The sequence below is a fragment of the Marinobacter salarius genome (genome assembly GCF_032922745.1).
Lineage (GTDB): Bacteria > Pseudomonadota > Gammaproteobacteria > Pseudomonadales > Oleiphilaceae > Marinobacter.
Genome location: NZ_CP136693.1, coordinates 3,665,206 through 3,684,402 on the forward strand (window position 1 = coordinate 3,665,206; position 19,197 = coordinate 3,684,402).

Annotated in this window: 11 protein-coding genes, 2 tRNA genes and 3 rRNA genes; 1 reads left to right on the forward strand and 15 read right to left on the reverse strand. The window is 57.3% G+C overall.

Annotation, left to right across the window (positions count from 1 at the left end; translation table 11 throughout):
* The first annotated feature begins 32 nt into the window (after window positions 1-32).
* Window positions 33-776 carry a response regulator gene (locus R1T46_RS17055; RefSeq protein WP_317306288.1) on the forward strand — a complete coding sequence of 248 codons (744 nt, stop codon included), beginning with the start codon at window positions 33-35 and terminating at the stop codon, window positions 774-776.
* A gap of 43 nt (window positions 777-819) precedes the next feature.
* Here R1T46_RS17055 and rrf read toward each other — a convergent pair.
* From rrf to R1T46_RS17130, 15 genes are all read right to left on the reverse strand, one after another.
* Window positions 820-935 (reverse strand): 5S ribosomal RNA (gene rrf / locus R1T46_RS17060).
* A 101-nt stretch (window positions 936-1,036) separates the two neighbouring features.
* Window positions 1,037-3,932: ribosomal RNA gene (locus R1T46_RS17065) — 23S ribosomal RNA — on the reverse strand.
* A gap of 361 nt (window positions 3,933-4,293) precedes the next feature.
* A tRNA-Ala gene (locus R1T46_RS17070) sits at window positions 4,294-4,369 on the reverse strand.
* A gap of 270 nt (window positions 4,370-4,639) precedes the next feature.
* Window positions 4,640-4,716, reverse strand: a tRNA-Ile gene (locus R1T46_RS17075).
* Window positions 4,717-4,804: 88 nt separating this feature from the next.
* Window positions 4,805-6,344: ribosomal RNA gene (locus R1T46_RS17080) — 16S ribosomal RNA — on the reverse strand.
* The 16S, 23S and 5S rRNA genes sit together here with 2 tRNA genes alongside, the layout of an rRNA operon.
* Window positions 6,345-6,713: 369 nt before the next feature.
* Window positions 6,714-7,904, reverse strand: coding sequence for a formate-dependent phosphoribosylglycinamide formyltransferase (purT, locus tag R1T46_RS17085; RefSeq protein WP_036206548.1), 1,191 nt, complete (start codon window positions 7,902-7,904; stop codon window positions 6,714-6,716).
* A gap of 38 nt (window positions 7,905-7,942) precedes the next feature.
* Entirely contained in the window at window positions 7,943-8,125 is a 183-nt protein-coding gene (locus R1T46_RS17090) for a DUF1289 domain-containing protein (protein ID WP_007154793.1), read from the reverse strand.
* Window positions 8,126-8,158: 33 nt separating this feature from the next.
* Window positions 8,159-8,881: a 5,6-dimethylbenzimidazole synthase gene (gene bluB, locus R1T46_RS17095; RefSeq protein ID WP_317306290.1), complete on the reverse strand. Its 723-nt coding sequence runs from the start codon at window positions 8,879-8,881 to the stop codon at window positions 8,159-8,161.
* A gap of 18 nt (window positions 8,882-8,899) precedes the next feature.
* Window positions 8,900-10,357 (reverse strand): cobyric acid synthase, encoded by a 1,458-nt coding sequence (locus R1T46_RS17100; protein ID WP_317306291.1) that lies wholly within the window; start codon window positions 10,355-10,357, stop codon window positions 8,900-8,902.
* A 15-nt stretch (window positions 10,358-10,372) separates the two neighbouring features.
* Window positions 10,373-10,984, reverse strand: coding sequence for a cob(I)yrinic acid a,c-diamide adenosyltransferase (gene cobO, locus R1T46_RS17105; RefSeq protein WP_007154796.1), 612 nt, complete (start codon window positions 10,982-10,984; stop codon window positions 10,373-10,375).
* Window positions 10,977-12,305: a cobyrinate a,c-diamide synthase gene (locus R1T46_RS17110; RefSeq protein ID WP_228210901.1), complete on the reverse strand. Its 1,329-nt coding sequence runs from the start codon at window positions 12,303-12,305 to the stop codon at window positions 10,977-10,979. Before R1T46_RS17110 ends, cobO begins: the two co-directional genes overlap by 8 nt.
* A 13-nt stretch (window positions 12,306-12,318) precedes the next feature.
* Window positions 12,319-13,089 carry an ABC transporter ATP-binding protein gene (locus tag R1T46_RS17115; RefSeq protein ID WP_085681135.1) on the reverse strand — a complete coding sequence of 257 codons (771 nt, stop codon included), beginning with the start codon at window positions 13,087-13,089 and terminating at the stop codon, window positions 12,319-12,321.
* Complete coding sequence (locus R1T46_RS17120) at window positions 13,089-14,042, reverse strand: FecCD family ABC transporter permease (protein WP_300498503.1); 954 nt, start codon at window positions 14,040-14,042, stop codon at window positions 13,089-13,091. Before R1T46_RS17120 ends, R1T46_RS17115 begins: the two co-directional genes overlap by 1 nt.
* Before the next feature lie 33 nt (window positions 14,043-14,075).
* Entirely contained in the window at window positions 14,076-14,972 is an 897-nt protein-coding gene (locus tag R1T46_RS17125; protein WP_317306296.1) for a cobalamin-binding protein, read from the reverse strand.
* Window positions 14,966-19,177 carry a cobaltochelatase subunit CobN gene (locus R1T46_RS17130; RefSeq protein WP_317306297.1) on the reverse strand — a complete coding sequence of 1,404 codons (4,212 nt, stop codon included), beginning with the start codon at window positions 19,175-19,177 and terminating at the stop codon, window positions 14,966-14,968. The genes R1T46_RS17125 and R1T46_RS17130 overlap by 7 nt, the downstream gene beginning before the upstream one ends.
* Window positions 19,178-19,197 lie beyond the last annotated feature (20 nt).

Sequence of the window (19,197 nt, forward strand, 5' to 3'; positions counted from 1 at the left end):
GGAACACAGCCAATACTTCAGGAAGGGAATCAATGGCTCGAGGTCACGCATTAATCGTCGATGATTCATCGACCGCACGCATCATCCTGGCCCGCCTACTGGAACGCGCCGACCTGACGACAAAAGGCGTCGCCAGCGCGGAAGAGGGCCTCGCACAGCTACGTGAACAGACATTCGATCTGGTCTTTCTGGATCACCTCTTGCCCGGGATGAACGGCTTGGAAGCCCTGGACGTAATCAAGGCAGACTCTGAGTTACGGCACATCCCGGTTTTCATGTATACATCGCAAAGCGCGGAGCGTTATCGTCAGGATGCCAGGGCCCGTGGTGCCGCTGGTGTGATTGGCAAACAGGTTGATCGTGAACAACTCCTTACCACTATCGAGGCTATCCTGTCTGATGCCTCCACCTTGCCTAGTCTGTCGCCAATCGAAAACAACACTGGCGAACCCATTGAACAAAGCTACACAAGACGGCTGACAGGACGGCTCGCCACCCTGGAGATCGCCTATGAGGAAACCCACGACGAACTCAGGCACCTGCGCAAGACTGTTGCGTTATTGGAGGCTATGCACCAGGAAGGCCTCGATAGGCAGCGCAACCGGCTTAAGTGGCTGGCGCTCGGCGGTATTGCTGTCCTTTCAGGGATCGTTCTCTTCTTTGGACTGGAGTTGAGAGATCTGTCGATGGTGCTTGAAAGCCTGAACGAGCAATTGGCCGTTATGCAGGAAATCGTAGGTAGCCTGGTTGAACTCGAGGAAGTGAGCAGGCAATAAAAAACCCCCGTCGGCGAAGCCGCGGGGGTTTTTGGTATTAAGAGCCTGACGATGACCTACTCTCACATGGGCAGAAGCCACACTACCATCGGCGCTGGTCTGTTTCACGGCTGAGTTCGGGATGGGATCAGGTGGTTCCAGACCGCTATGGTCGTCAGGCAAAACGGTTGATCACTGGGTGGACGAGGTAGAACGATGTGATGTTGATTTCTGTTGAGCGCGATGGCTCTTGCGTCATCCGCAATTGTCTTGGGTGTTATATAGTCAAGCCGCACGAGCAATTAGTATCGGTTAGCTCAACGCCTCGCAGCGCTTACACACCCGACCTATCAACGTCCTGGTCTTGAACGGCTCTTCAGGGACCTCAAGGGTCCAGGGAGATCTCATCTTGGAAGGGGCTTCCCGCTTAGATGCTTTCAGCGGTTATCCTATCCGAACATAGCTACCGGGCAATGCGTCTGGCGACACAACCCGAACACCAGCGGTTCGTCCACTCCGGTCCTCTCGTACTAGGAGCAGCTTTCCTCAAATCTCCAACGTCCACGGCAGATAGGGACCGAACTGTCTCACGACGTTCTAAACCCAGCTCGCGTACCACTTTAAATGGCGAACAGCCATACCCTTGGGACCGGCTTCAGCCCCAGGATGTGATGAGCCGACATCGAGGTGCCAAACACCGCCGTCGATGTGAACTCTTGGGCGGTATCAGCCTGTTATCCCCGGAGTACCTTTTATCCGTTGAGCGATGGCCCTTCCATACAGAACCACCGGATCACTATGACCTACTTTCGTACCTGCTCGACGTGTCTGTCTCGCAGTTAAGCGGGCTTGTGCCATTACACTAACCGCACGATGTCCGACCGTGCTTAGCCCACCTTTGTGCTCCTCCGTTACGCTTTGGGAGGAGACCGCCCCAGTCAAACTACCCACCACACAGTGTCCTCATCCCCGATCAGGGGACCAAGTTAGAACCTCAAACAGGTCAGGCTGGTATTTCAAGGTTGGCTCCACCAGAACTGGCGTCCTGGTTTCAAAGCCTCCCAGCTATCCTACACAAACATGCTCAAAGTTCACTGTGAAGCTATAGTAAAGGTTCACGGGGTCTTTCCGTCTAGCCGCGGATACACCGCATCTTCACGGCGATTTCAATTTCACTGAGTCTCGGGTAGAGACAGCGCCCCCATCGTTACGCCATTCGTGCAGGTCGGAACTTACCCGACAAGGAATTTCGCTACCTTAGGACCGTTATAGTTACGGCCGCCGTTTACCGGGGCTTCGATCAAGAGCTTCGCGCAAGCGCTAACCCCATCAATTAACCTTCCGGCACCGGGCAGGCGTCACACCGTATACGTCCACTTTCGTGTTTGCACAGTGCTGTGTTTTTAATAAACAGTCGCAGGGGCCTGGTATCTTCGACCGGCTTCTGCTCAACCCGCGAAGGGCGTCACATACCACCGGCGTGCCTTCTCCCGAAGTTACGGCACCATTTTGCCTAGTTCCTTTACCCGAGTTCTCTCAAGCGCCTTGGTATTCTCTACCTGACCACCTGTGTCGGTTTGGGGTACGGTCTCGAATCACCTGAAGCTTAGAAGATTTTCCTGGAAGCAGGGCATCAATGACTTCCCGCCCTAAAAGGGCAGTCGTCGTCGCGTCTCGGGATTGTGGACCCGGATTTGCCTAAGTCCACTCCCTACTCGCTTAAACCGGGACAACCGTCGCCCGGCTCACCTAGCCTTCTCCGTCTCTCCATCGCAGTGATCCAAGGTACGGGAATATTAACCCGTTTCCCATCGATTACACCTTTCGGTCTCACCTTAGGGGCCGACTCACCCTGCGCCGATTAGCGTTGCGCAGGAAACCTTGGTCTTCCGGCGTGGGGGTTTTTCACCCCCATTGTCGTTACTCATGTCAGCATTCGCACTTCTGATACCTCCAGCATGCCTCTCGACACACCTTCGCAGGCTTACAGAACGCTCCCCTACCCCGTGCACTTGCGTGCACAGCCGCAGCTTCGGTAACCAGTTTGAGCCCCGTTACATCTTCCGCGCAGGCCGACTCGACTAGTGAGCTATTACGCTTTCTTTAAAGGATGGCTGCTTCTAAGCCAACCTCCTAGCTGTCTGAGCCTTCCCACATCGTTTCCCACTTAACTGGTATTTGGGGACCTTAGCTGGCGGTCTGGGTTGTTTCCCTCTTCACGATGGACGTTAGCACCCACCGTGTGTCTCCCGGATAGTACTCACAGGTATTCGGAGTTTGCATCGGGTTGGTAAGTCGGGATGACCCCCTAGCCGAAACAGTGCTCTACCCCCTGTGGTATTCGTCCGAGGCGCTACCTAAATAGCTTTCGGGGAGAACCAGCTATCTCCGGGCTTGATTAGCCTTTCACTCCGATCCACAAGTCATCCCCTGGCTTTTCAACGACAGTGGGTTCGGTCCTCCAGTTGATGTTACTCAACCTTCAACCTGCTCATGGATAGATCGCCCGGTTTCGGGTCTATGCCCAGCGACTAAATCGCCCTATTCAGACTCGGTTTCCCTACGGCTCCCCTAAACGGTTAACCTCGCCACTGAACATAAGTCGCTGACCCATTATACAAAAGGTACGCCGTCACGGAACAAGTCCGCTCCGACTGCTTGTACGCATACGGTTTCAGGATCTATTTCACTCCCCTCACAGGGGTTCTTTTCGCCTTTCCCTCACGGTACTGGTTCACTATCGGTCAGTCAGGAGTATTTAGCCTTGGAGGATGGTCCCCCCATGTTCAGACAGGATGTCTCGTGTCCCGTCCTACTCGATTTCACTGGACTCAGGTTTCGGATACGGGGCTATCACCCACTATGGCGGCTCTTTCCAGGGCCTTCTCCTACCAGTTGTCCAGCTTAAGGGCTGGTCCCCGTTCGCTCGCCGCTACTGAGGGAATCTCGGTTGATTTCTTTTCCTTCGGGTACTTAGATGTTTCAGTTCCCCGAGTTCGCCCCGTACGGCTATGTATTCACCGTACGGTACCGGTCCGAAGACCGGTGGGTTTCCCCATTCAGAGATGCCCGGATCACAGCTTGTTTGCCAGCTCCCCGAGCCTTATCGCAGGCTTCCACGTCTTTCATCGCCTCTGACTGCCAAGGCATCCACCGTATGCGCTTAGTTGCTTGACTATATAACCCCAAGACAACTGATCTGTTCCTCACACCCAACAAGAACATCGTACCCACCGAAGTGAACACAACCTTCTCATTCAGAGATGAGATTCAGAGACAGTCACTCGAAGTCATATACAACCACTTCAACGACAACACCGGATAACGCTTGAAATCGCTATCACATTGAATCCATTCCTCTCGGAGATAATGAGAGAAATAAATTCGTGTTCTATCTCGTCCAATTTGTTAAAGAGCAAATCTGACCCAGTGATCAGAAAGAAGGTCTTCAGTCACAACCCTTAATCGAGTCATAAAACTGAAAAACTTGTTTCTGTACACTGACCGAAGCCAGGCATTCATCGATCTGTCCAGGTATTGGTGGAGCTGAGCGGGATCGAACCGCTGACCTCCTGCGTGCAAGGCAGGCGCTCTCCCAACTGAGCTACAGCCCCGTCTGCTTGTCCAGCTTTCGTCACTCGTCGTTGCAGCATTCGTTCGCTTCAGTCATGACCCATCGAGGGTCACTCCTTCTCTTACTCAAGCTGCGCCTAGATTGACAAAACCTGTCCGGCGCATCCGCGTTCGTCACTAACTTCGGGTTACCCAACCGGCCCGCCTCAAAACTACAAGGCATGCTCTGAAAATTGGGTTAGCCTAGGCATCGGAAGGTGTAGCGTGCGAATAGCACGTGAGCCTTTCGATAACGACGGATAACGCAATTTTGGTGGGTCTGGGTGGATTTGAACCACCGACCTCACCCTTATCAGGGGTGCGCTCTAACCAACTGAGCTACAGACCCGAAAGTACGGGCCTGTAAGACCCTTTGCTCTCTTCTTAAGCTAACCAAGTAATTCGTGTGGACTCTGACCGAAGCATTCGGCTTCGTTTAAGGAGGTGATCCAGCCGCAGGTTCCCCTACGGCTACCTTGTTACGACTTCACCCCAGTCATGAACCACACCGTGGTGATCGTCCTCCCGAAGGTTAGACTAACCACTTCTGGTGCAATCCACTCCCATGGTGTGACGGGCGGTGTGTACAAGGCCCGGGAACGTATTCACCGCGACATTCTGATTCGCGATTACTAGCGATTCCGACTTCACGGAGTCGAGTTGCAGACTCCGATCCGGACTACGATGCGTTTTGTGAGATTAGCTCCCCCTCGCGGGTTTGCAGCCCTCTGTACGCACCATTGTAGCACGTGTGTAGCCCTGGCCGTAAGGGCCATGATGACCTGACGTCATCCCCACCTTCCTCCGGTTTGTCACCGGCAGTCTCCCTAGAGTTCTCAGCCGAACTGCTAGCAACTAGGGATAGGGGTTGCGCTCGTTACGGGACTTAACCCAACATCTCACGACACGAGCTGACGACGGCCATGCAGCACCTGTGTCAGAGTTCCCGAAGGCACCAATCCATCTCTGGAAAGTTCTCTGCATGTCAAGGCCAGGTAAGGTTCTTCGCGTTGCGTCGAATTAAACCACATGCTCCACCGCTTGTGCGGGCCCCCGTCAATTCATTTGAGTTTTAACCTTGCGGCCGTACTCCCCAGGCGGTCAACTTAGTGCGTTAGCTGCGCCACTAAGACTTCAAGAGTCCCAACGGCTAGTTGACATCGTTTACAGCGTGGACTACCAGGGTATCTAATCCTGTTTGCTCCCCACGCTTTCGCACCTCAGTGTCAGTATTGGTCCAGAGTGCCGCCTTCGCCACTGGTGTTCCTTCCTATATCTACGCATTTCACCGCTACACAGGAAATTCCACACTCCTCTACCATACTCTAGCCTGACAGTTCGAAATGCCGTTCCCAGGTTGAGCCCGGGGCTTTCACATCTCGCTTATCAAACCACCTACGCGCGCTTTACGCCCAGTAATTCCGATTAACGCTTGCACCCTCCGTATTACCGCGGCTGCTGGCACGGAGTTAGCCGGTGCTTCTTCTGTGAGTAACGTCAAGCCTCACGAGTATTAGTCGTAAGGTTTTCCTCCTCACTGAAAGTGCTTTACAACCCGAAAGCCTTCTTCACACACGCGGCATGGCTGGATCAGGGTTGCCCCCATTGTCCAATATTCCCCACTGCTGCCTCCCGTAGGAGTTCGGGCCGTGTCTCAGTCCCGATGTGGCTGATCATCCTCTCAGACCAGCTACGGATCGTCGCCTTGGTAGGCTCTTACCCCACCAACTAGCTAATCCGACATAGGCACATCCAATAGCGCAAGGTCCGAAGATCCCCTGCTTTCCCCCAAAGGGCGTATGCGGTATTAATCCGGGTTTCCCCGGGCTATCCCCCACTACTGGGCAGTTTCCTATGCATTACTCACCCGTCCGCCGCTCGTCAGCGGGGAGCAAGCTCCCCCTGTTACCGCTCGACTTGCATGTGTTAAGCCTGCCGCCAGCGTTCAATCTGAGCCATGATCAAACTCTTCAGTTTAAATCATACAAGAATCCGAAGATTCTCTATTCTTGCTCAAGACAAAACTCAATTTCGACGAGTCACTGTCCTGATATTTCGTATCCGAAATACCTCGGCCAGCGCCCACACGAATTACTTGGTTAACTTTTTAAAGAGCGTTCGGGGCTTGCCCGATCAAGGTGGCGTATTCTACATCGAATCGCTGCCTTGTCAACCGCTTTCTGAAGAATTTTGAAACTCGAAATCTTCAATTAATTCAAACGGTTGTCTTTCAATTTCTGGCCCGCCTCAGTGGCGTGCCCCTCGAAAGAGATGCGTATTCTACAGAGCTCACTCCGACTGTCAACGGTTCGTTATAACTTTTTCAGGAAACCTGACGATTTATCGTCAAAGCTCGGTTTTCACAGCGGCCGCAGCCTGGGTTGCTTTCTCCCTGGCCTCGTCAATCGAGCTACCGGACGCAAGCGCGACCCCCATTCTCCGCCGCCCCTTCAGTTCAGGTTTCCCAAAGAGCCTGATAAAGATGTCAGGTTGAGCCAACGCTTTTTCAAGCCCTGTATAGGCAACCGCATCCGAATCACCCTCCGGCAATATCACTGCGGAGGCTGAGGGGCCCTGTTGACGGATCGCCGGTATCGGCAACCCGAGGATGGCGCGGGCGTGCAAGGCAAACTCGGACAGATCCTGGGAAACCAGAGTCACCAACCCCGTGTCGTGAGGGCGTGGCGACACTTCTGAAAACCATACGTCATCGCCCTTCACAAACAATTCCACACCGTAGACACCATAGCCACCCAGATTGCTGGCAACCGCTTCCGCGATTTCCCGGGAACGGGCCAGCGCCTTGTCACTCATTGGTTGCGGCTGCCAGGATTCACGGTAATCGCCGTCTTCCTGATGGTGCCCAATAGGATCACAGAATGAAATACCGTCGCGGTGCTTCACGGTCAGCAAGGTAATTTCGTAGTCAAAATCCACAAACCCTTCGACAATCACCCTTCCCTTGCCGGCTCGACCACCGGTCTGGGCATAATCCCAAGCGGTCTCAATATCATCGGCGGACTTGACCGTGCTCTGCCCTTTTCCTGAAGAACTCATAACGGGCTTCACCACCAGAGGCATTCCGATGGCTTCGACGGCCGCAAGATACTCCTCTTTCGACTCGGCAAATCGATAGGGTGACGTTGCAAGCCCGAGTTCTTCGGCGGCCAGGCGACGGATACCTTCCCGGTTCATGGTGAGATTGACGGCTCTTGCGGTGGGAATCACCCGATAGCCTTCCTGCTCGAGCTTCACCAGCTCCGGCGTGGCAATCGCCTCAATTTCCGGCACGATGAGGTTTGGCTTTTCCGCTTCAATAATGCTGCGCAAGGCAGCGCCATCGAGCATATCGACAACGTGACTCCGATGGGCCACCTGCATGGCCGGGGCGTTGGCGTAACGGTCAACTGCGATAACTTCCACACCAAAGCGCTGGAGTTCAATCACAACTTCCTTCCCCAGCTCTCCCGAGCCACAGAAGAGAACCCTGAAAGCATTTCCTTTCAGCGGAGTACCAATACGAACTGTGTCAGTCATGAAAGTTTCTGCCTTTCCTGATATCGGGGGTCAAAGACCTAGATCAAAAATTTGCTTTCACGCTCGGCCACTTTACGCAGCACCTCCTGGCGCTCTTCATTGCTCATCTGGGACCATCGCGTGATCTCATCACCACTGCGATGGCACCCAACACACATATCGTTGTCATCAAGGGCGCAAATACTCACACAGGGCGAGCGCACCTTATCAGCCACTTTCATTCCGCAACCTCACCTAACGTCTTGACCACTACTTTAACCTTTCCTGATCTCTGCTTCTAACGCCGGTTCCGTCAACGACTCACCCCAGGTGCTTCCATGCACAAGATCAGCCAGAGGCAACCGCGAGCGCCATCCCTTTTTCTGTAGTTCAGGCTGTTCAAGAAACTCGCTGACAAAGCCAAGGCACAGATAGGCCAACGGGTATACGTGTTCGGGGAGCTTCAGTGTCTTCGCCAGCTTTTCCTGATCCAGAATACTGACCCAGCCCACACCGATCCCTTCAGCCCTTGCTGCCAGCCAAAAGTTCTGTACCGCCAGGCACGTACTGAAAAGATCCGTTTCAACGATCGAGTTACGCCCCAGCACATGGCTACCACCGCGACTTCGGTCACAGGTGATGCATAGATTAATCGGGCTTTCCAGGATGCCCTGGAGCTTCAGACTCTTATACTGTGTATTGCGCTCGCCTTCATAATTTTCCGCGGCTTTCCGGTTCTCTTCCTCGAAAATGGAAAGCACTGCGCTGCGCACTGACTTGCTATCGATTACGAGAAAGTCCCACGGCTGCATAAAACCGACGGAGGGTGCGTGGTGGGCCGCGTCGAGCAGTCGGGCAAGGACATCAGGGGGAATCGGATCAGGAAGAAACTGCGAGCGCACATCCCGGCGTTCATGGATAGCACGATAGAGCCCGCTCGTTTCTTCGTCACTAAAGGGGCGATTCTGGTTTGGCTGGTGAGCTCTGTCGTCTGTCATTCTTTGCCTCTAATACCGTCAATTGAGTCCCAGCAGATGCTTCAGAAACCCCGTGTCCAGACACTCCTCAACGAGATCCGCCAGGCGATCCAGCTGTTCCAGGCGATGTGCCTTGTAGTCTACGGCCTGATGCTGAGCTCCCAAGCCCGCCCATTCGAGTATCTCACGGGTCGCTTCAGGCTGATCGAAAATGCCGTGAACATAGGTTCCAATTATCTGACCGTCCTCACTCACTGCGCCTTCAGGCCGTCCATTCAGTGTCGCCATGGGGCGTTCAAGCGCGGGGCCACAGGAAATACCGTTATGCATCTCATAACCTGTGAACCCCGCCCTTCCACTGCCAAGCGTTAATTCTCCGGAAACGTCCTTCAGCGTTTTGCCGGCAACCATCCGTGTGGTCATGTTGAGCAACTCAAGGCCAGGCGTGGTACCGGCATCCCCTTCCAGGCCGTCCGGGTCGGATACCGACCGCCCCATCATCTGAAAGCCACCGCAAATGCCTAACACCTTGCCGCCATAACGGAGGTGTTTCTGAATAGCCTCAGGCCAGCCCTGGGATCTCAGCCATTGCAGATCATGCCGGGTGCTTTTGCTGCCCGGTAACAGGATCAGGTCAGCCGGGGGAATCCGCTGGTCGGGGCCGATGAATTGGAGGTTGACGCCCGGGTGCAGACGAAGGGGGTCAAAGTCATTGTGATTGCTGATGCGAGGTAACACCGGGACGATCACATTCAGTGCATCGGGTTCATTGGTGCCACTGGTGCCAACGCTGTCTTCTGCGTCAATCACCAAGCCATGCAGATACGGCAATACGCCAGCTACGGCTTTATCAGTGCGTTCGGCCAGCCAATCCAGGCCTGGCTTCAACAAGGCAATATCGCCCCGAAAACGGTTGATAACGAAGCCTTTCGTGCGCGCTCGTTCGCTCTCGGTGATGAGTTCAAGCGTGCCCACCAGTTGGGCGAATACACCACCTTTGTCAATATCGCCGACGAGGAGCACCGGGCAATCGGCCGCTTCGGCGAAGCCCATGTTGGCAATATCATTCGCACGCAAATTGATCTCGGCGGGGCTACCGGCCCCTTCGGCAATGATCACGTCATAGCGGGCACTCAGGGCTCGCCATGCCTCCATCACAGAGGCCATCGCCTCGGCCTTGTAGGCATGGTAATGCAGAGCGTTCATATTGCCGTGAACCTTGCCTCGCAGGATTACCTGGGCACCGCAGTCACTCTGGGGCTTGAGCAACACCGGATTCATATCGCTATGCGGGGCGAGCCCGCAGGCCAGTGCCTGAAGTGCCGTGGAACGGCCTATTTCACCGCCGTCGACGGTAACCGCACTGTTCAGGGCCATGTTCTGGGGTTTGAAAGGCGCTACGGAAACACCCTGCCGCGCCAGCCACCGACACAGGGCGGCGACGACCGTCGTTTTGCCGGCATCGGAAGTCGTTCCCTGTATCATCAACGTGGTCATGGGTAGCAGCCTCTGTTACAGCTCGACACCTTTCTGGGCTTTCACACCCTGGTCCTTGAAGGCATGCTTCACCACGCCCATTTCCGTGACAGTGTCCGCCAGGTCCACCAGTTCCTGTGGTGCCGACCGACCGGTCACTACCACATGCTGCATCTCCGGGCGGCCCTGGAGGTCGTCCAGAACACGGTCGAGATCAATATAGTCGTACTTCAGGGCGATGTTGAGTTCGTCCAGCAGGACCAGGTCGTAGCTGTCGTCTTTCAACATGTTGGCGGCCACATCCCAGGCGGCATTGGCTGCCTCCACGTCCTGCTCCCGGTTCTTGGTATCCCAGGTATAGCCCTGGCCCATCACGTGATAACTCACGTTGGGCAATTCGCGGAAGAACGCTTCTTCACCGGTGCTGAATGCGCCTTTGATGAACTGGACAATACCCACTTTCATGCCATGGCCGAGCGCCCGGGCCACCATGCCAAAACCGGAACTGCTCTTGCCTTTACCCGGGCCGGTCAGCACCAGCAGCACACCCTGTTCTTTCTGGGCACGGGCGATGCGCTCCTGCATGATCTTCTGCTTTGCGTCCATGCGGCGGGCATGGCGTTCGGGGTCTTTGGCGCGTTCACGCATAGTCAGGCTCCTTATCGATAAGCGGGCGAATGGCCTGCCCGCGAAAAATTCCGGCCACCAGTTCTGGGGCGGAGGGAAAATAGCCGTGGAAATAGCTGGCCACCAGCCCCTTCCGGCAATACACCGGTTCAGCCTCGGTGCCCGCAACCTTGCGGGTTCGGGCCAGGGGTTGCCAGTCAGTTTCCAGTCGCGAGTGATGATAGGTATGCCCCCGCAACTGCCCCTGCTCGGTATTCAGGCTCTGCAAACCCAGCGCCTGCAGGCGGCCGGCCATACTGACGCGACCGGGGATAATTCCGAGCAGGTTGTGGATCTCTCCGTCGTGGTCCGCCAGTTCCTCCACACAGGCCATTAACCCGCCACACTCGGCCAGCATGGGTTTACCGGCGCTGTAGTGGTTGCGAATCGCCTCCAACATCGAACGGTTACCGGCCAGAGTGGCACCATGAAGTTCCGGGTACCCGCCTGGTAACCAGAGGGCGTCGGCGTCTGGCAATGCTGAATCTATCATCGGGGAGAAGAAAGACAGTTTTGCCCCCATCGCCTGCAACAGGTCCAGATTAGCGCGGTAAATAAAACTCAGCGCTGCGTCCCGGGCAATGGCGATGCGAACCCCCTCAAGCAACGGTGGTGGGGACTCCGGGGGTTCAGCTTCCAACGTCACGGGAAGCGGCAGGCCATCCAGCCCTGCTTCCGCAAGAACGTCAGCGGCGGCGTCCAGACGCTGCTCCAGATCGCCCAACTCGCCGGCCTGAACCAGCCCAAGATGCCGGTTTGGAAGACTCATGGCCTCGTTTCGGGGAATGGCCCCTAGCAGACTGATGCCTTCAGGCAGGCTCTCCCGCAGCATAGCCCCATGTCGGGGACTTCCGATGCGGTTGGCAATCACCTGATAAACCGGAAGCGCGGAGTCGAATTTTGATAATCCCAGAGCCACCGCTCCAAAAGTCTGAGCCATGCCGCGGGCATCAATGACCGGCAGAGCGGGAATACCCATCAGCTTGGCGAGGTCCGCACTGGAAGGGTCACCGTCAAACAATCCCATTGATCCTTCCACCAGAATAAGGTCGGCATCCTGCGCGGCTTCCATCAGACGCCAGCGACACTCGTCCTCGCCCGTCATCCACGGATGTAACTGGTACACCGGCTGTCCGGATGCGACTTCCAGCACCATCGGGTCCAGGTAATCCGGGCCGTGCTTGAACACCCGTACCTTTCGTCCGGCATTCCTATGCAATCTCGCCAGCGCTGCGGTCACCATGGACTTCCCCTGGCCAGAACCTGGTGCGGTAATCATTGCGGCTGGTACGGTTGCTTTCATATAGCTCCTACGTTCAATACTTAACAGGGACAAATAGCGGCGCACCATCCACGTCCACTGTTAGAAGTTCCTGATCATAAAGCCGTTCAAGCGCGGCCGGCACGAGCATTCGTTCTGCAGGCCCCCAGCACGCTTCGCCGTTGGGGTACAGCAACAGCAGATGGTCACACCATCGTGCTGCGAGATTTAGATCGTGCAGACACATGAATACCGAACGCCCACTACGCGCCTGCTCGGTCAGTAACTGGAGTACCGACACCTGATGGTGCAGATCAAGATGGTTGGTGGGTTCATCCAGAAGCCAGGTATCAGGCGCCTGGGTCAGCACTGTGGCAATAGCTACTCTCTGGCGTTCACCGCCAGAGAGTGTGTTCACCAGCCGATCACTGAGATGGCCCACATCCAGCTGTTCCAGAGCGCCTCTCGCAAGACGTTCATCGGCTCCGGACTCCATCTGCCAGGGTGACAACCAGGGGTGGCGCCCGATCAGCGCCGTTTCCAGTACCGTCGCGGGAAAACCGTCCTGCCGTTCCTGGAAAACCATCCCCAGTTGTTGCGATATTGTCCTGCGCTTCAGGTCTGCCAAAGGATGCTCTCCCAGGCAAACCGATCCGTGACGTGGTGCTCGCAACCCCGCCAGTGTGTGCAAGAGCGTCGTCTTGCCGGCACCATTTGGCCCCAAAACGCCCCAGATCTGCCCGGGTTCCACGGCAAAGTTCAGCGCTTCCCCATCGCCCCGCCCGGGAATGTCGATGACCAACTGTCTAGCCTGCAACGGATTCATCAGCGGCTCCGGTACAGTAGGTAAAGGAAGGTGGGTACACCCAGCAAGGCCGTAATCACACCTACCGGCAACTGCTCGGGCGCAATCACCACCCGTGCCAGGGTATCCGCCAGCACCAGCAGCGTGCCGCCACCCAATGCACAGGCAGGGAGGATCAGGCGCTGGTCATTACCGAGGACCAGCCGCAGCATGTGGGGCACCACCAAGCCGACAAAACCAATACTGCCAGCCATGGTGACCGCGGTGGCCGTGAGCAGGCTGGCAAGGATATAGATCGTCCATTCCAGCGGTCGCACCGCCACTCCAAGGGCTGCCGCCTGCATGGGACCGCGTGCCAGTACGTTAAGGCTCCGCCCCAGGGGCACCACCAAAAGACACACCAGCACCAGGAAAGCCAGTGCGGGCCAGGGCGTTCTAGCGTAGGACACATCGCCCATCAACCAGTACAACATTCCCGGCAAGCGCTGGGCCGGGCTGATCGCTAACATCAGGGTAATCACCGCGCCCCAGCCTGCGGCGACCACCACACCGGTGAGCAACAAACGCGACGGCGTCCAGCTTCCGGTCCCATGGGCCAGACCGAACACCATCAGTGTGGCCAACAACGCACCGGCAAAAGCCGATCCCGAAATCATCAAACCGCCCAGGCCCGCCAGCATCGCAAACAAGGCCCCGACGGCAGCACCGCCAGACAACCCCAGAACGTAGGGGTCCGCCAACGGATTGCGTAACAGCACCTGCATCAGAGCCCCGGCCACGGCCAGCAAACCGCCCGTTGCGAAAGCGGACAGTGTCCGTGGCAGGCGCAATTCCAGCACCAGGGTTTGCTGCAGGTTGCTGCCCTCACCCAGAATGACGGCGACAACATCTCCCGGTGCCACGCTGACACTGCCCACACCCACCGACAACATCATGGCGACGAGGCTGGCCAGAGCCAACAACACAAGTGGCATGGTCAGAGGCCTGCTCAAGGGGTCTGTCTCCCACTAACGTTTGGCACGGGCATCATCCAGTTTCTCGCAAAACAGTTGTGAACCTTTCAGAATACGCGGCGTCGGGCGCTGGATCAGCGACGGTGGAACGAAGTACAGGTTCTCCTTCGCGGTGGCATCGATACTCTGGAAAGCCTCCCAGCGGGTCAGCCAGTGCCGGTTCTCTTCACCCATGCCACCGGCCAGAATGGCCTCAGGGTTGGCGCCGATAACCGCCTCGGCACTGATTCTCGGCACCAGGCGATCAAGATCACCGAATACGTTCACGCCACCGCATAGCGTGATCACCTTACCAATCAGGTGCTCGTCGTTCACGGTCATCAGAGGCTCATCCCACACCTGATAGAACACCGAGACCGGCTCCGCACCCTGATATTGTTTTTTCAGTGCGGCCATTCCCTTGCGGAAACGATCCGCTTCGGCAAAGCCTTCATCTTCGGTACCCGCCAGAATCGACAGCCGTTCGATGGTGCTTGAAACGCCCTCAAAACTTCGGGGTTCAATGGAGAATACCGGCAACCCCAGGTCCTTCAGGGCCGCAATCTGTTCCGGCGGGTTGCCCGTCACCCAACCAATGACCAGATCAGGTTTCAGTGCCATCAGGCGCTCAAGGTCCATGCGAGTGTGGCTACCCACAGAGGTGACCTGCTTCGCCTGCACGGGGTAATCACTGTACGAAACCACCGCGATGACCTGATCACCGGCGCCTGCAGCCCAGACAAGTTCGGTCGCTCCGGGAGACAAGGCGGCGATCCGGCTGGCCGGTTGTTCAAGGCAGACTTCCTGGCCGGTATCGTCGGTAGCACATCGCTCAGTACCGGCCACAGTCTCCAGTGAGATGGTCAGAGCTAACAATATCAGCGCAGCGGTATACCGAAACGATTTCAACATGAGACCCTCTGATTTCCCGGAGTCTGACAATCATCGTTGGCAGCACCTAACGGCGGAAAGTCGGCCGACCCACCTTTTCGCGCGGAGTCGAAGGCTTCCCGCTGCCGGGGGCCCAACTGGTCCGCGACCCAATCCATCAGGGGGTGATCCGGACGGGTGTGGCCACTGCCGGGCAGGCCATGGTCGATGATGTTTCCGGCGAAGTCACGTGCCAGGGCCTGACGGGTGAAGACGTCCGCCTCCCAGAAGCCCCGTTTCGCAGCAAGGAGCGCAATCGCCTGCATGTGGGTTTTGACATGTACGTTGTGGCCCTCTGCCAGGAAGTCGTCCAGGCCAAGGCCGTGGCGATCCTGAAAGTACACTTCATTGACCTCATCCCAGACGCTGGAGCGAAGCACCTGGGGACTCGTTATTTGCCAGCCCCAGAGGTTGTCGAGAAAATCACTGCCCATGGTGCGGGCACCGGCATAGCCATGCTCCATCAGTGGGGCCAACCATTGCGGATTGAGGTTACGGGCTCTCAGCTCTACCTGCAGCGCTCGCTGAAGCGAATCCACCCGGGGATTTCGCGGGTCTGCGTACTGGAGCACCCGGTTCTGCGGTGGCTCGCCGCGCAAGTGCTCCACGGCATTGGACAGCCCGCCCTGGAAATCAAAACCGTCATCGTTGTCCAGCAGGCCATAGAGGTGGCTGGCCCGCCCAAGATAGGTATGGTTCACCGTCTGCAACTGGCGGTCGAAAGCGTCGTGAGCCGGTTCACCCTGGCTGCCCTTGCCATAGACGTGTCCCATGCGCCGGCGATAGGCATCACCCAGTTGCCCTCGGTCCTGCCAGGCGCCCGTCCGGGTAGCAAGCCGGTTAACCCCTGCACCGTATGCGCCCGGAGCCGTACCGAAGACCCGGTAAGCGGCCTTTGCCCCCGCATCCCGAGCCGACGCACCTGCGGCCAGCAATACCCGTGCATCAGCGACCCAGTGGGCGGCAACACCGTTGGTGGACAGGGATTCCTCGCCCGGCTTACGCATGTCGACCGGCAGAACCGATAACGCCTGGTCCAGTGCCTCGTTCAGCTCCGGGTGCTCGGCCCTGATGGATCCCGCCGCACCCGCCAAGGCGTAACGCGATGCCATATCCAACCATTCCAGTTGGCTTTCATAAAGATCCCGGAACAAGCCGGACGTGGTGAAAACCACGTTGCGGCGAATGGGTGTATCGGTTCCCGGGCCCGCTGGCAAACGCTCCAGGCCTTTCACGATGCCCCGACTGTTCCACACCGGGCGCACACCTAATAGCTTCATGCCAAACGCGATCATGACCCCTTCATCTCGCACCGTATCCGAGGCCCAGAGCACCAGTGCATCGCTTTGTTCTGAGGTGCTGTCTTTTGTGGCCCTGGCCTCCTCGACCAGCTCTTCAGCCAACGACCAGGCCACACGGGTTGGAATCAGGTCATCCGACAAGGCGTGAAAATTGCGCCCCGTTGGCAATACCGCCGGCGTTCGCAATGGATCGTTGCCCTGCCCCGGAGCAACAAACCGGCCATTCAACGCGTTGAGAAAGCTGGTGCGCTCAGAAGCAGGAGACGCTTCAAGATCGGTGCGCCAGGCCGGTTCTGGCTTGCCGGCCTTACCCGCCATGGAGTCGAGCATGGTGTCCACCATGTCTGTGCTCCAGTCCCGGCCAAACACGTGCAGCCCCAAGGGCATAAAGTGTTCCTGCATATCAGTGACATAGTGGCCGGCTTCATGAACCAGCAGGTCGGGTGAAAGTTCATCGAGGGAAACCTCTTCCACCGACAAACCCATCTCGCCAGCGATTTCCTGTTCGAGATCGTCGGAGATATCCAGCACCTGGATTTTCTCCCGCAGCATTTTCAGCGCCCGCTCCCTGGTAGGGCTGTCGGGTTCATTGGCGGACTCCCAGGTTTCCACGAGCTGTCGGAGCTCCAGCAGTTCGTCATAAAGCTCCGTTGCGGCCAGCGGCGGCGTCAGGTGACTGATCATGACTCCCAGCGCCCGGCGCTTGGCCTGGATGCCCTCACCCACACCGTCGACGATGTAAGGGTAGATCAATGGCAGGTCACCCCCCAGCAGATCGGGGTAGTCATCCCCCGTCAAACCAGCACGGCGGCGTGGCAGAAATTCCCTGGTTGAGTGGCGCCCAACGTAGACCAGCGCATCAGCCTGGTAGTGATCCCGTAACCAGTGGTAGAAACCCACGTACTGGTGGGTCGGGGGGAAGGTGGTGTTGGCGTGCAACAATTCTTCATCCACTTCCCAGCCCCGGGGCGGTTGCGGACCGATGTAAATATTACCGAATCGAAGCCCAGGGAAAATCAGCCTGTCATCCACCACCATGGACTGGCCCGGCGCTTCTCCCCACCCCTTGAGTCCGGGAATGCCCGTATCGGCCAGCGCAACCCGGCTGTCATCCAGTTCCCCACTGTGACCACCTTCATCGAGACGTGCTTGCCAGAGCGCTTCGTACTCGTCCAGTCGGCTCAGGGCCGCCTTTCGGTTCGGGTGCTGGAGGTGTTCAATCAGGTGCCGCAAGTCACGAATGCCCCGACTCAACAGACCGGTTGCCAATTCTTTCTCGCCCAACCTATGTGCCTGCTCAAGTCGCTCATGCAAATAACCCAGGGGGCCATGGACCATTTCCTGCTGGACAACCCTGGGCAAGGTTTCGAGATACTGACGATAGGTTCTGCCCGCCATTGAGGCAACGTCACCGGCCATTTCCCTCAGCGCGCGAGGATCATCCGGCAGGCTCACGCCTCGTTGCTGGAGGAGGTCGGTGAGGGCTTCCGGACTCTCCGGCAGTGGGCCGGTTTCGTAGCCCTCGGCTTTAAGCCAGTGCAGCATTTCATATAGGGAAGCTGGCACATCGAGATTGTCCGCCCCAATATTCTGCCGGCCCGGTGGATGATTGTAGTAGATGATGGCCACGCGCTTGTCGGCGTTGCCCTTGGCTTGCAGCGTCTGCCAGCGTTTCAGGCGGTCCGCAACGGCGTCCACCCGCTCCGGCACCGGCTGGGTAAGCGTCAGAGCCACACCGGTGTTTTCGTCAATCACTTCCGGCTCCGCCGTAGCCAGCACCATAGGCTGACTGACCCCCTGGAGCTCGGGCATCGCCAATTTGTAGTGCACCTTGTCAGACGGAATACCATCGATCGACAATTGCCATTGGTTGGTGGTGCGGGAGGCCAGGCGCAAGCCCTTGATCACCGGCACATTCAACCGGACCAACGCTTCCGTGACCTGACGCCGACCCTCGCCGCCTCCAATAATAAAGTCCTGAAGACTGACAATACCGGATAGTGTCGCCGGGCCTACCGTTTCATTCAGGGCACGAACAGCCTCCAGGCTGGCACCACCCCAACGGGACAGAATTGCAAAGCATTGCATCCCTCTGGATTCCAGGGCTGCACAGGTTGCGTCCAGCAGTGCCCGATCGCCCGGGCGATCACCGCTATCCAGGTCCAGAAGCGCGACCACGGGGCCGGATTGCAGGTTAAGGTTCGCCGCGCTATCCGTAGCTTCCCCATTACGGTAATAGCGGATCAGCGACCGGGGCGGCAGATCCGGCACGTCAAGCTCTTCGCCCGCCTGAACAAGCAACCAACGCAATAAGGCATCCAGGTGTTGCGGGGTGCGTCCCTGGTATAGGGCCCGGCCTTCAAGCCAGGGTTCCTGTTCGGGGAAACGGGTCTTAAGCTCTGCCAGATGGGCTTTCAAGTCCGTGCCGGGGTCCGGCGCTTTCATCAGGTTGTTCAGGGTCGTGGCATCCAGCCCTTCCAGGGGCTTGCGCCCCTGTAACCGTGACAGCACAGTCAGCGCCCTGTCGCCATTCACCCCCAGAATCGGAAACTCGCGAACGGCGGCCTGCTCGCCCACAGCACGCTCAATCCGGCCCACCTGCTCTCCGAAAACCGCCGCCATCAATAAGGCATCGGCCTGGCCCACCAGATCGTCGAGAGCGCTGTTGTCCAGGTTTGCCAATTGCTCCGGTGTTCGCAGAATAATGCGGTGATCTGGCTGGGCTGCTAGAAAGCGTTCCGCACCAGCAGCCATCTCCGCAGCGGAACGCTCAGACACTACCCCAAATACCGTGGCGCCGGACACTGGTTGGGACAGCATCAACAGAAGCCCGGAAAGGCAGCCGAACAACGGGCGTCTCAGAGTCCTATACAGGCGCTCAATCATGCCCTTACCTCTCCATGGTT

Bases quoted from the DNA above. Each gene is read 5' to 3' on its own strand.
- R1T46_RS17120 (WP_300498503.1), bottom strand. From the start codon at position 14,042: ATGCCACTTGTGTTGTTGGCTCTGGCCAGCCTCGTCGCCATGATGTTG.
- R1T46_RS17100 (WP_317306291.1), bottom strand. From the start codon at position 10,357: ATGACCACGTTGATGATACAGGGAACGACTTCCGATGCCGGCAAAACG.
- R1T46_RS17055 (WP_317306288.1), top strand. From the start codon at position 33: ATGGCTCGAGGTCACGCATTAATCGTCGATGATTCATCGACCGCACGC.
- R1T46_RS17130 (WP_317306297.1), bottom strand. From the start codon at position 19,177: ATGATTGAGCGCCTGTATAGGACTCTGAGACGCCCGTTGTTCGGCTGC.
- R1T46_RS17110 (WP_228210901.1), bottom strand. From the start codon at position 12,305: ATGAAAGCAACCGTACCAGCCGCAATGATTACCGCACCAGGTTCTGGC.
- R1T46_RS17090 (WP_007154793.1), bottom strand. From the start codon at position 8,125: ATGAAAGTGGCTGATAAGGTGCGCTCGCCCTGTGTGAGTATTTGCGCC.
- bluB (WP_317306290.1), bottom strand. From the start codon at position 8,881: ATGACAGACGACAGAGCTCACCAGCCAAACCAGAATCGCCCCTTTAGT.
- purT (WP_036206548.1), bottom strand. From the start codon at position 7,904: ATGACTGACACAGTTCGTATTGGTACTCCGCTGAAAGGAAATGCTTTC.
- cobO (WP_007154796.1), bottom strand. From the start codon at position 10,984: ATGCGTGAACGCGCCAAAGACCCCGAACGCCATGCCCGCCGCATGGAC.
- R1T46_RS17115 (WP_085681135.1), bottom strand. From the start codon at position 13,089: ATGAATCCGTTGCAGGCTAGACAGTTGGTCATCGACATTCCCGGGCGG.
- R1T46_RS17125 (WP_317306296.1), bottom strand. From the start codon at position 14,972: ATGTTGAAATCGTTTCGGTATACCGCTGCGCTGATATTGTTAGCTCTG.